Genomic DNA, 12,988 nt, shown 5'->3' on the forward strand with positions numbered 1-12,988 from the left:
TCTCTCTCCCTAACTAACACGTATATATTCTACTCCTAATATCGACACCATTTTTACTTTGTTGAGTTTCTTTCAATAATTCGATGCGGAAGTACTACGTTTTGTTCCGTTACTTCTTCTTTGTTCATATATTTTGTCAATAAACGCATAGCTACTGCTCCTATATCATACATTGGCTGAACGACAGTAGATAACGTCGGTCGTACCATTGTGGCAAGACGTGTGTTATCAAACCCGAACACTTCAATATCTTCCGGCACCTTCAAACCAGAATCCTGAGCCCCGTGAATGACTCCCAGTGCCATTTCATCAGAAGCGACAAAAATTGCAGTAGGGACCTGTCCCCCGGTATTCAACTGTTCAAAGGCTTCAATGCCAGAGTCATAGGAATAATCGCCAGTTACAATTAAATCTTCAGAGACTTCTCGTCCTGCCTCTTTTAAGGCGCGTTTATATCCATCCAGCTTCTGGTTATTTATTTCTGTATTTTCGGGTCCAGAAACAAAAGCTATCCGCTCATTATTATGTGAAATTAATAGTTCTGTCGCTTCAAAGGCAGCTTCTTCATAATTGATATTCACGGATGGTGTACTTTCCGTTTCATCGATGGTAGCAGCCAAAGCTACTGGAACAGAAGCGTTATTGAATTCACGGATATGGTCATCGGTTATTTTCCCGCCCATGAACACAAGACCATCCACTTGCTTTCCTAACATCGTATTGATTAAATGTATTTCCTTTTCTTTATTTTGGTCCGAGTTGCTTAAGATGATATTATAATTGTACATCGTAGCAATATCTTCAATACCTCTGGCTAGTTCTGCAAAAAAGATACTGGAAATATCCGGGATGATGACACCTACCGTTGTTGTCTTTTTACTTGCCAAACCTCTAGCTACGGCGTTTGGACGATACCCCAGATTCTCAATCGCGTCCAACACCTTTTTCCTTGTTGCCGGCTTAACGTTCGGGTTGCCGTTGACAACCCTGGAAACAGTTGCCATTGAAACATTTGCTTCTCTTGCTACATCGTATATAGTTACATTCATGCAAGATTCCCTCCTCTAATTCTCTATCAAGTTTAATTTCAATAAACCAATCATATTATACTATTTTTACAACCGCAATAAAGACGAATATGGATTGTCCCTATACAAATCATACCCCAAAAGAGATGATTGTAAAATCAGATTATACTAACGAATGAAGTTTGTAAAACTCTCTCTGCTCAGTTTTCCTCAAGGCGGACATTTTATTAATCGCCGTTTGACATATAACAAAACGGAACCGGACTGAGATTCCCTCAGCCCGGTTCTTTTGTTTCTTCTTTGTTTACTTGGTCAATTCCTTCATGAAATCATTGAACATCTCAATATCCATTTGCTGAGCAGAATCAGATAGTGCTACGGCTGGATCTGGATGAACCTCTGCCATTACACCATCGGCTCCAATCGCAAGAGCAGCTTTAGCTGCCGGCAGCAATAGGTCACGTCGGCCAGTGGAATGCGTGACGTCCACCATGACCGGCAAGTGTGTCTCCTGCTTCAAAATAGGTACCGCTGATATGTCTAATGTATTTCTTGTCGCTTTCTCGTAAGTCCTGATTCCCCGTTCGCAGAGCATAATATTAGCATTACTGCGTGAGATGATGTATTCAGCAGCATTGATGAATTCTGAAATGGTAGCTGACATCCCTCGTTTCAATAACACTGGTTTATCAACAGAACCTGCAGCCTTCAATAATTCAAAGTTCTGCATGTTACGGGCTCCAATCTGAATGATATCGACGTAATCAACAGCTTTATAAACGTCAGCTGGATTAACTATCTCACTGATTACAGCTAAGTCGTATTCATCAGCCACTCGTTTTAAAATTTTGAGGCCCTCAAGACCAAGACCCTGGAAGTCATAAGGAGAAGTCCTGGGTTTGAACGCTCCGCCTCGTAGTATTTTAAGACCTTGTTTCTTGACAGCTTCCGCTACGGCAGCAACTTGTTCGTAACTTTCAACCGCACACGGTCCCATAATGAAATGAGGGTTGCCATCTCCAATTTGTTCTCCATTGATATCGATAATCGTATCTTCAGGCTTTTTCTTTCTGGAAACCAGCAGTGCCTTCCGATGATCGTCTTCCTGCAGCTCCAGGCTGGCTTTAAAAATCTCTTTGAACAATTGCTGAATGGTTGAGTCTTCGAAAGGTCCATTGTTATGTTCATTAATCTGGTCCAGCATTTTACGCTCACGTACTGGATCAAAACGATTGACTCCTTGTGTATTCTTGACTTTTCCGATCTCCTGAACAAGTTCTCCCCGTTTGTTTATCAAGTCGAGGATTTCTAAATTCACACTATCCAGTTCATCACGTAGTTGATCCAATTGTTCATTACTCATGATAAAGCCTCCATTCCGTTTTACTTTGCTGAAAAAATTGATAATTTCAAATGATAATTACGGAACATTATATATGACTTCAGCTTTATTGTCACCCCTTTAAAGCGATAAAATCTCAAAGAATTTTTCAGTCGAAAATTGTAACCGCTTTCAATAAAAACAAAACGGGAGGTAGGTTTTACCTCCCGTTGCTTACCTGTTGATTTAGAGAAATCAAGTCAGCCGATTTGTACTTTCTTCTAACGCTTCTACTGTTACTGCCCCGTGCGAATCGTGCCACACTATTTCTTTATCATGAAATAACAATGCCTGGGGTGACTCGTGCCGTACATCATATTTTTCTGCAATTTGATTAGAAAGCGGGCGTGCTTCCTGGACATGAAGTATATAACATGGGATATCTGTTTTCTCACTGAACTGATCATACTGTCTTTTAACGAATGTACTGACAGGGCATGTCAGACTGTGCTTCAGCAGATAAAAATTGTGTTTCTCATCAATTAAGCGGTTGAATTCTTCTTCATTGGCAATTACTTGTATATCCATCTGAATCCTCCTATATATTCTAAACTAAAATGACGAGACTGAAGGCAGCCTCGTCACTTTTATTTATTTTGCATTAGTTGAAGTTGTAGCTTCCTGCTGCTTCTCCAACTCTTCCGCTGCTTCCTCAATCGCTTCTGCAACTTCCTGGGCTGCTTCCTCTGCTTCTGCATCATCCTGGCCACGGAAGCTTTTTACTTTATCACCAATGTTTTTAGTAGAATCTTTGAAACGAGTACCAAGTTCCTGAGATTTTTCTGAGAAGTTTTTAGATAACTGGGAAGAAGATTCTACGGCACGTTCTTTCCATTCGCCACTCTTTTCTGTAGCAACTTCTTTCCACTCACCTGCTCGATCTTTCAAGTAATTGGAGCCTTGATTAAGGTCATCGCGGAACTCCCTGCCCGCTTTCGGTGCGAATAATAGTGCCACGACTGCACCAACTACTCCTCCGATTAATGAACCGACAATAAAATCTCTTCCGTTTTCCTTGTTGTTTGGTTGGTTTTGCTTTTGCTGTTCACTCATTATTAAATTCCTCCCTCTGTTTTTCTTGCATCTTCTTTTTTGTATTTTTTATACAAATTGATGGCTACCTGTCCCCATTTCATTGCCTGGGCTGCTGAATCCTCGTCATTTATCTTAGAAGAGGTCAAACTTCTTGATACGGATCGGATAGACTGATTGAATTCCTGTACGGAATCACCTATACCTTTGACACCATCAACCAGTGAATTGAGCTTTTGGGATTTTTCCCCTACATCCTCCGCCAATTTATTAGTCTTATTCAACAGCGCAGTCGTTTCCAGGGTGATCCCTTCCATCTGTTCCTCGACCCCTTCTAGTGTATCGGCAACGTTGTTCATTGTCCGGGAAACCGACTTCAAGGTGATACTCAGGTAAATCACCAAGACTGCAAATGCTACCGCTGCTATAAGCGCAGCAATGTATAATAGAATTTCCATTCCCGCTGTTCATCTCCTTTACTATGTATTTTTCATGTTTAAGTAAATACCCTGTCTCGATTAGAGCTAAACTAAGATATAGGGACTATGGTTCTATTACCTATTATTGTATTATTCGTTTTTAACCTCGGAATATCCTTTTTTTTCGTGTTAAACTGTAAAATTTTTTTAAGAGTTCCAAGGTAAGACAAGCCACAATTACTCGATTGCTATTGTATGGAAAAAAGATGCCCGTTTAATGAAGGACTTAACCGAACTTTCAGCATTCCTCACGAAGGCCAGTCACCGCCGATACTTCTCAAGTTTCTCTTTGTATTTCTTCTAATGCAAACCTATTACTGATCACAAAGCCTAAATAAAAAAGCTGTTCCAAGAGCATGCCCACCTTAAAAAAAGCAAGCATCCTCTTGAAACGGCAGCCTTTTACATCAGCTATTCAATTGACCTTCATAAGCCTGTTGATATTTTTGAATATCACCAGCGCCCATGAATACTAATACACTATTATCGTATTCCTTTAAGACACTTGTATCTTCTGCAATAAGTAAATTCGATTCCGGAATTAGTTCTTGAAGATCCTGAATAGTCAAATTACCGTTTTCTTCTCTCGCAGAACCGAATATGTCACACAAATAGATAGCGTCCGCTTCCTGCAAGCTCTCGGCAAATTCTTTCAGGAATGTTTTAGTTCTTGTGAAGGTATGCGGTTGAAAAATTGCCACAACATCCCTTTCAGGATACTTTTTACGGGCAGATTCGATTGTAGCTGAAATTTCAATAGGGTGGTGGGCGTAATCATCTACTAACACCTGGTCACCAACCTGTTTTTCAGTAAACCTGCGCTTAACACCCTCAAAAGTTTTGATTTTCTTGATTTCTTCTGCTGACATGTCTTCATAATGACATAATGCAATGACACTTAAAGCATTTAAAACGTGATGATTCCCGTATCCAGGGATAATGAAGGTATCATAATATGTGTTTCTTACAAATACATCGAATGAGGTACCTTCAGGACTTTCTTTAATATTTTGTGCCTGAAAATCATTCGAATCCGCCAGCCCATAATATAAGACAGGGACGTTCGCCTGTATATGCTGAAGATGTTCATCATCTCCACATGCAATAATCCCTTTTTTTACTTGCTTCGCCATTGCTTGAAAAGCCTGGAACACATCCTCGATACTGGTGAAATAATCAGGATGATCAAAATCGATATTTGTCATGATGGCATAGTCAGGATGGTAAGAAAGAAAATGACGTCTGTATTCACAGGCTTCAAATGCAAAATACTGACTATTTCTATGTCCTTTTCCGGTCCCATCTCCAATCAAATAAGAGGTGGGGTAATTTTCAGAGAGTACATGGGCCAATAAGCCGGTCGTAGAGGTTTTTCCATGAGCTCCAGTCACAGCAATGCTTGTATATTTCTGCAGCCACTCTCCTAAAAACTCATGATAACGATAATAAGGCAGACCTTGCTCTTTTGCTGCTACTATTTCTTCATGTTCATCATTAAAAGCATTCCCAGCGATAATCGTCAAACCTTCTTTGATATTATCTTTGGAAAAAGGCAATATTGTAATGTTTTTAGCTTCCAATACTTCTTGTGTAAAAAAGCGTTTGTCAACATCGGACCCTTGGACATGCTCGCCCGAGTCATGCAAAATTTGCGCAAGGGCACTCATTCCCGTCCCTTTGATACCAATGAAATGGTAAGTCGTCATAAACAAGTACCTCCAAAATTATTGAGTCACTTTTACTTAGTATATGTATCATACTAAAACTTGCGATTTTTCAAATCTGCCAGTCAAGCCATTATTATAGCAAAGAAAAGCAGTAGATGAATGAGCAATTAGACATTTTTATACTTCCCTATTTTAGCACGGAATAACATGAAGTAAAAAGAAAGAAGTATTTTTGTCTATACCTTCTGAATCACAAAAAAAGAAAAAACTTACTTCCATTCCAGGAAGTAAGCCTTTTTGATTATTTTTAGTTTTATTCATCCAGCATTTGTGGTTGGTATGGAACCTTTTCCAGCCGCGGGTTCGGGCTATAACGCCGCCCTTCTTTTGCTTCCGGTTTTCCATTCAAAAGAACATTATCACCTGTGAAGCCTATGTCTATTTTCAATAGACTACCACCGACACCGTACATATCGACAGGAACCTTCAATTCTTCAAACATACGGATCCTATCTTCTGTAAAGCCTCCGCTTACCACGATTTTCACATGATCATAGCCTTCTTTATCCAGCGTCCTTCTTAAGGCAAAGATTAGTTCAGGATTTACTCCGCGTGGATCGAAAGTACCCATCAAGTGTTGATTGCGTAAGAAGTATTTATCGACCATACTGCGTGAAGTATCAACACGAACGGCTTTCAACTCATCTCCAAACTCACGAGCCACTTTCAAAGAATCTGTGATCACATCATTATTGTAATCTACAAGTGCCATCACTTCATCCTCAGGGAACTGTTCATGATAAGCTCTTGTGGCCGCCACGACATCGCCCTTGAACATTTGAATCAAAGCATGAGGCATCGTGCCCATACCTTCTTTTCCCCACCATTCATTCATAGCGTGGGTAGCTTGAGCAGTCGAACCACCGATAAAAGAAGCATATCCATCTCCTGCTTGCTGGGTATAATGATCATCTCGATCACCCATAAAGATAATTGGCTTCTGTTTACCATTGGTCCGTGCTGCTTTTACCACATTATAAACATTCGTTGCTACAGAAGTTCGACGCGCGAAAATCCCATCTATAATTCCTTCTAAATAGCCGAAGTTCTGGTAAGGACCGGATATGGTCATGACAGTTTCATACGGGCTGATTTTATCTCCATCCTTCAATGAATGAATCTCTAATTCTTCAGGATGATCAGCAAAGGTATGAATCAAAGCGATTACTTCATCCGTGCCACATAAAACAGCATCATTCTTCTGGAAAAATTGCATGGTTACATGGTTATCCTTCAAGTGATTTTGTACTATTTCTTTCGTTTTCAAGAAATAGACGGCAGAAAACCAGCCTTCCCCCACCCGTTCATCAAACTTGAAGGTCTTATTAGTCAACCGATCGATTTCGCCATTTAACTTACGTGTGATTTCCTTCATAATTCTGCTCCTTATATAAGAAAAAATCCTTGTCCGAATAAAATCATTCATCTCTAATCATATAAAATCTAGTTAGCTAACACAAGCTATTTCTAAAACAGACTAAAAAAGCATCTGTCATCACGCCCATAAAGGGCGGGGAGACAGATGCTTTATAAAATTGGGACTGTTATTTCAGTTCGGCAGATTCACCAGGGTGAAACAATTCGTTTACTTGTTCTTTATTCAATAATACATCTCTTGGTTTACTGCCTTTTTGTTCCGATATGATTCCGTATTCTTCCATATGGTCGATCAGCCTGGCCGCACGGTTGTAACCCACTTTAAATCTTCTTTGGAGCATGGATGCACTAGCCCCATTATGTTCGATGACAAAAGATACAGCTTCTTCAAATAATTCATCTTGCTCGCCAGCGTCTGAGCTTGCTTGCATCATCAGTTCCTCTTGTTCAAAAAGGAAATTAGGGGGAGCTATTTTCTTTACGTGGCCTGTAATACGTTCAATTTCATCATCCGAAACGAACGCCCCCTGAATTCTTACTGACTGACCAGAACCATTTTCTACAAACAGCATATCCCCTTTTCCAAGCAGTTTTTCTGCTCCTGCCGTATCAATGATCGTACGGGAGTCTACTTGCGATGAAACACTGAAAGCTATCCGGGTCGGAATGTTCGCTTTGATCAAACCGGTGATGACATCTACTGATGGACGCTGTGTTGCCACTAACAAGTGAATGCCACAGGCACGCGCTTTTTGGGCGAGTCGGCAAATAGCATCTTCGACATCCTGTGGGGACACCATCATCAGGTCAGCAAGCTCATCGATGACGACAACCAGGTAAGGCATTTTTTCTTTGGAACGCTCCTGCTTGTTCATTTTTTGATTATAACGTTCTACATCTCTGACGCCTTCTTTGACGAACTTTTCATAGCGGTCATCCATTTCTTTGACTGCCCATTTAAGTGCCTTTGTTGCTGCTTTTACATCTGTGATTACTGGAGATACTAAATGCGGCAGATCATTATATGGTGCTAGTTCCACCATCTTCGGGTCGATCAATAGAAATTTAACTTCCTCATGATGAGCCTTGTATAACAGGCTGACCAGAATCGTATTGATACAGACACTCTTTCCTGAGCCTGTCGCTCCAGCAATTAACCCGTGTGGCATTTTTTGCAGGTTTGTCACTACAGGTGTACCCCCAATATCCAATCCAAGCGCTACGGTTAATGGAGACGGATTTTCCTTGAATTCTGGTGATTCAAAGATCTCTTGTAAACCAACTAAGTCTGATTTTTCGTTAGGAATCTCAATCCCGACCGCTTGCTTACCTGGTATTGGCGCTTCGATACGAATCGCTTTTGCTGCCATACTAAGCTTAATATCATCAGCGAGGTTTGTGATCTTACTTACCTTCACTCCAGGCTCCGGCTGAACTTCAAACCGTGTAACCGATGGACCACGCATAGCATTAACTACCTTCGCCCGGACATGGAAGTGGTTCAGGGTAGTCTCCAGTAACTCCATCTGCTCCTTTATTCGCTCATCATGATTATGGGATTTACTAATTGGATCATCCAATAAATGCAGTGGCGGTTTGCTATAAGCTGCTGTTGGCTGATCCGCTTCTTTTTTCTCTTTTTTCACTTCACTTTTTTCGGACACCGTATTTATATTTCTGCTTTTTTTGTCCCGCGGAGTCATGATGACATTGAAGGGAACACTTTGTTTTCCGTTTTTGGAATGGTGTTTTGCTTGATTTCTTTTCTTATATTGTTCTTTTTTCTTTTCTGGCTTCCCGGTATGAGCATGAGCTTCAGACCTCTCCTCCTCATTAAAAGCAGTACCTTTTGGAAGCGTATCTACTTCAGCAGGTTCAACTGGATCTGACTGTTCTTCAGGTTCCGGCGGCTGCTCATATTCTATCGCTTCCTCATTCTCGTTTTCGTCTATCTGGGGTGTTTCAGCTTTCGTATCTTCTATAACTTCTGTTTCCTCTTCTTTTATCTCTTTGATAGATTCGTCCGTTGTTTCATCTTGGACTGGAGTTTCTACTGTGGCTGCAATATAATCCTCTGAACTTACAACAGGGTCCTCTTCACTCTTTGGAAGCTCTTCTTCTCTGCTATCTTGCTGTTCCACATGATCATCAGCAAGTGTTTTCTCTTCATTTTTCTCCTCAGAAATCTCTTCGACTTTTTCTTCTCCGTTATTCACTGGAATTTCTTCTAAAGGAGTAACGATTTCTTTCATTTGCGAACGGGAAGAAGCATCTTCCCTATGGCGGGCCAGCAGTTCTGAAAGGCTCTCTGCCTGAGGCCGGCGATCTCTTTCAGAAGAAGCTAAGTCATCTATTACCTTACTTTCTCCTACTCTCGGATGGTAGCCATAAATTGGCGAAGGTACTTCGGAAGGCTGAAAAGGGATTTTGTTTGCTTCTTCCTTGCTGCTCTCTTCCTTTTGATAACGTCTTTCATTTTTGGGTTTGACGTTGCTTTTCCGGTTATGTAGTTCAGGGGTATACTCTTTTTTCGGTGTATAGCTTCGCTGCTCTGCGCTTTCCCTGCCAGGGCTTTTAACCGGGTTAGCTTGATATTCGTGCGAAGGAGTTTGAGCAGGACGACGACTAATTTTATGTTCTTGTTGCGGTGAACGATGATCCGGAATTACCGGAAAACGGAACTCGCCTTGCTTAGGATATTTATAAGCCATTTTTGTTTTTACATAAGGGTCATTATTTTCTTTGTGCTTTAACGTGTTATCAACCTGCATCGGCTGTTCAGATGTCTCGTTGGCAAAAATATCTTTCAGTTTTTTCTTCATCTGATTCCACATTTATATCACTCTCTTCTTAACAAAGGTTTACCTATTATTTTAACAGGTTTTTCAGTCATACAGGTTGTTTTTTAAAATAAAAAAAGACTGTAGCGTGAAAATAGTGCTACAGTCATCTACTCTGAATTCTATATTTCAAAAACCTGACCGATTTCATATCCGTCTTCCAGCACAAGGATACCCTTTTCTTTAGGAGCATCCGGGATACCTAATTCTTTCGCGGAACAGATCATCCCCCGGGAATCCACCCCTCGTAATTTGGCGGGCTTGATTTTCATACCACTTGGCATGATTGCGCCAACCTTGGCCACAACCACTTTTTGGCCGCTATCGACATTAGGAGCACCACAAACGATTTGCAGCTTTTCATCACCTACATTTACCTGGCATACACTCAGCTTATCTGCATTTTCGTGCTGATCTTTTTCTTCAACATAACCAACGACGAATTTGGGAGACAAATCTACATCCAACTTTTCGTCTAGGCCATTCTTTTCAAAAACGTCTTTGACTTTATCAAGCAATGCATCCGTAAGCCTAATCTTCCCATGCTCAGACAAATTCATATAGGAAGAAAGATTAAAAAGATTATACCCAAGCAAACTTCCATCACGTTGATCAGTAATCTTCACCACATCTCCGTGATGCTGCTGTTTAATATAGTTGCGATCTCCATCTTTGATTGGAAAAATCAGTACATCACCGATTCCTTTGGGGTTATAAAATACATACATGCCTACTCGCCCTTTCCTTCATCTTTAGGTTTATTTTGAGCTAGAATGAATATGGGTTCCAGCTGTTTATCTTCATATAAAAATGATAATGAAGTGACTGGTGTTCGTCCCTCTGCAAAGAATTTCATCGCCATTTGAGCTAAAATGTCATAGCCAGCGGGATTTTGGACGTCAGCAAAAATCAGCACATCCTGATGTGGTATACTCAGTGCCAGTTCCCCTTCTGCCTTCGCTTTCATTTCTTCCAGTAATGCCTCATTCAATACCCGGCTGGCATCGTATCCGTCATTCGTCGATAGAAAGTAAAACGTATTCCCATACACTTCATCTTTTTTCAAATCTACGGATAGTGAACGGACATTGAAGCTTGCAATTTCCCTTACACGATCCGCCGTCCAGCCTTCACTCTCCAGCATTTCTTCATCGATCAGCTGGTAGGACTTACCGAGATCAAGGGCATAATAAACCCTTGTTTCGGCTGTGTGTTCGGTATACACCAGTTGTTTTCCTGAAGATGTCTCAGTCGGAAACGATCCAGCACGGATAACAGGGAAAATATGTTGTTCTTTCCCTTCCAAATGGTGCGTCTCATTCATAATCCGTAACGCCTCTTTAATATGCTCCTCTAATTCATCCAAGGCTTCCTCGCCGCGATTTTCCCACTTAGAGATAACGTTAGGCAAGGTAATGGTTATCCCCTGGCCAGATTCCTTCCATTCTACCCGGAATGTATCTTTATCACGGTTGAAAGAAGTGCGCCAATCTTCCACTTGCAACCGTTCTTCGAGTTTTCTTTTCATTTTGATGCTTGTCATTTTCATACCGTTTCCTCCTTTATTTTGGAGAGAAATCAATTACTTTGTCTATTTTAGCATAAAAAAACTGCGCTTCAACAATCGCGCAGTTTCTGACTATTTCTCTAACCCGTCAATGAATGCCTCGATTTGATCTCTTGTTTTCCGCTGCTTACTGACAAAGCGTCCGATCTCTTCTCCCTGATGGAATGCAAGGAAGCTCGGAATACCAAGGACCCCATATTCTATGCAAATATCCAGTAAGTTATCTCGATCGATATATACAAAGTTATATTCCGAATATTTTTCTTCGAGCTCTGGAAGGAAAGGTTCAATGAAACGGCAGTCCGGACACCAGTCAGCTGAGAATAACATAATTACCTTTTCTTTGTTTCGCCATTCATGAAATTGTTCTTCTGTTTTCAACTGTTCCATCTCTACACCTCCGCTTCCATCCTAACATAGCACGTGGTAAATGTGGGTCATGCTTGCTCAAACCGTCTATTCATAATCAATTTTCATATCGCCCGGCTGGATCCACCCCTTTTTCCGGAACCACTCTGCTATCACTAAACTGATGATTGCAGGTGCGATAATATGAAGTATCAATAATACCCAAAAAATCTCCCAACTGAACGACATTGCCTCAAACGTCATGATTTGCCCTACGAATCCACTGGTGCCCATACCTGCTCCCATTGGGTTGTTTTCCATTTTCAGCCAAACAGTAGCGATAGGTGCCAGCACAGCCCCTGCTATCGTAGGAGGCAGAAGGATGATCGGTTTTTTTATAATATTAGCCACTTGGAGCATCGAAGTACCAATCCCCTGTGCCAGCATACCACCTGGACCGTTATCTCGATAACTGATGGCCGCAAACCCGATCATTTGTGCAGCTCCTCCAACGGTAGCCGCACCGGCTGCAATTCCATCTAACGATAGCATTAATGTAATGGCCAGGCTTGATATTGGTGCAGTCAATGCCAACCCTAACAATACAGCGACAATCATCCCCATAATGAATGGTTGCTGATCAGTCGCCCATATAATGACCTCCCCAAACCACACCATGAAATTTCCAATCGGAGGACCGATGAAGGAACCGACGATAAAACCTGTAGCAATCGTAAGAAAAGGCGTTAAAATTATATCAATTCGAGTTTCTTTACTAATTAATTTACCTGTTTCAGTAGCAATCAATGCTGTCACATAACTTCCAGCCGGACCCCCGAGTTCAGCACCAAACGCACCACTGAATAAAGCAGCGAACATAACAAGTGGTGGAGCCTTCAATCCATAAGCGATCGCTATACCGATCGCCCCTCCCCAAATTTTCACATCCATGGCGAATTCGCCCATTTCGATCAATGACGCAGACAAGTATGGCCAGAAATCCAGCTGCTCCCCCATGGTCTTTATAATTAATCCAATTATTAGTGAAGAAAATAACCCAAGAGCCATGAAACTCAATGCAGTTATAAAGTATTCCTTGGCACTAAGAGTTACTCCTTTTTTCTCAAAGAAACGTTTCATTATTTCCCCTCCCTAAGGCATGCAACCATTATATTTTACAAAAAATATTTACATGTGTAAAGACAAGGA

At 41.1% G+C, this 12,988-nt stretch carries 12 protein-coding genes; all 12 read right to left on the reverse strand.

What is annotated here, in order from left to right; genetic code table 11:
* Nucleotides 1-53 precede the first annotated feature (53 nt).
* Nucleotides 54-1,049: a catabolite control protein A gene (gene ccpA, locus ACGTN9_RS15975; protein WP_499594447.1), complete on the reverse strand. Its 996-nt coding sequence runs from the start codon at nt 1,047-1,049 to the stop codon at nt 54-56.
* A gap of 283 nt (nt 1,050-1,332) precedes the next feature.
* Nucleotides 1,333-2,391: a bifunctional 3-deoxy-7-phosphoheptulonate synthase/chorismate mutase gene (locus tag ACGTN9_RS15980; RefSeq protein ID WP_499594450.1), complete on the reverse strand. Its 1,059-nt coding sequence runs from the start codon at nt 2,389-2,391 to the stop codon at nt 1,333-1,335.
* Between the two features lie 213 nt (nt 2,392-2,604).
* A complete protein-coding gene (gene ytxJ / locus ACGTN9_RS15985) occupies nt 2,605-2,937 on the reverse strand; it encodes a bacillithiol system redox-active protein YtxJ (RefSeq protein ID WP_499594453.1) in 333 nt (110 codons plus the stop codon).
* A 63-nt stretch (nt 2,938-3,000) separates the two neighbouring features.
* Entirely contained in the window at nt 3,001-3,462 is a 462-nt protein-coding gene (locus ACGTN9_RS15990; protein WP_499594456.1) for a YtxH domain-containing protein, read from the reverse strand.
* 2 nt (nt 3,463-3,464) lie between these two features.
* Nucleotides 3,465-3,899 (reverse strand): DUF948 domain-containing protein, encoded by a 435-nt coding sequence (locus ACGTN9_RS15995; protein WP_499594459.1) that lies wholly within the window; start codon nt 3,897-3,899, stop codon nt 3,465-3,467.
* Between the two features lie 428 nt (nt 3,900-4,327).
* Nucleotides 4,328-5,626, reverse strand: a complete 1,299-nt coding sequence (gene murC / locus ACGTN9_RS16000) for a UDP-N-acetylmuramate--L-alanine ligase (protein ID WP_499594462.1) — start codon at nt 5,624-5,626, stop codon at nt 4,328-4,330.
* A 274-nt stretch (nt 5,627-5,900) separates the two neighbouring features.
* A complete protein-coding gene (locus tag ACGTN9_RS16005; RefSeq protein ID WP_499594465.1) occupies nt 5,901-7,022 on the reverse strand; it encodes a nicotinate phosphoribosyltransferase in 1,122 nt (373 codons plus the stop codon).
* 169 nt (nt 7,023-7,191) lie between these two features.
* Nucleotides 7,192-9,846, reverse strand: coding sequence for a DNA translocase FtsK (locus ACGTN9_RS16010; RefSeq protein ID WP_499594468.1), 2,655 nt, complete (start codon nt 9,844-9,846; stop codon nt 7,192-7,194).
* Nucleotides 9,847-9,986: 140 nt separating this feature from the next.
* The gene (ytpR, locus tag ACGTN9_RS16015; RefSeq protein ID WP_499594471.1) at nt 9,987-10,592 is read right to left on the reverse strand and encodes a YtpR family tRNA-binding protein; all 606 of its coding nucleotides are present in this window, start codon (nt 10,590-10,592) and stop codon (nt 9,987-9,989) included.
* 2 nt (nt 10,593-10,594) lie between these two features.
* Nucleotides 10,595-11,413 (reverse strand): DUF1444 domain-containing protein, encoded by an 819-nt coding sequence (locus ACGTN9_RS16020; RefSeq protein ID WP_499594474.1) that lies wholly within the window; start codon nt 11,411-11,413, stop codon nt 10,595-10,597.
* A gap of 90 nt (nt 11,414-11,503) precedes the next feature.
* Nucleotides 11,504-11,821 (reverse strand): thioredoxin family protein, encoded by a 318-nt coding sequence (locus ACGTN9_RS16025; RefSeq protein WP_499594478.1) that lies wholly within the window; start codon nt 11,819-11,821, stop codon nt 11,504-11,506.
* A gap of 66 nt (nt 11,822-11,887) precedes the next feature.
* Entirely contained in the window at nt 11,888-12,919 is a 1,032-nt protein-coding gene (locus ACGTN9_RS16030; RefSeq protein ID WP_499594481.1) for a PTS sugar transporter subunit IIC, read from the reverse strand.
* Between the last annotated feature and the right edge of the window lie 69 nt (nt 12,920-12,988).

Source organism: Halobacillus sp. B23F22_5, assembly GCF_043497085.1.
GTDB lineage: Bacteria > Bacillota > Bacilli > Bacillales > Halobacillaceae > Thalassobacillus.